Below are 273 nucleotides of genomic sequence, written 5' to 3' on the forward strand. Positions count from 1 at the left end.
GATGAAGACGCATTTGTAATTGATAACAATGCACTACTTGATTTATTGGAATTTGTAATAAAAAATGATTATGTTAATTGTGGAGTAAGAGATGGAGGTGCTTTATCTATCCGTACAGGTAATCCAGTTGTTACAAATCCATTTTTTAATATTTTTAATGTTAAAGAAATCAGAAAGCATTTTTCTTTATCGGAAATAGATCAATATATAAAAAATGGAGTAGATTATCCTAAATTTATACCTGATAATCTGCCACATGAATATAATATTACG

At 27.1% G+C, this 273-nt stretch carries 1 protein-coding gene; it reads left to right on the forward strand.

Annotation, left to right across the window (positions count from 1 at the left end):
- Positions 1 to 273: hypothetical protein (locus SB772_RS40875; protein WP_410838635.1), on the forward strand; the 273-nt coding region annotated here is incomplete at both ends.

The sequence above is a fragment of the Paraburkholderia sp. SIMBA_030 genome, assembly GCF_046535245.1.
GTDB lineage: Bacteria > Pseudomonadota > Gammaproteobacteria > Burkholderiales > Burkholderiaceae > Paraburkholderia.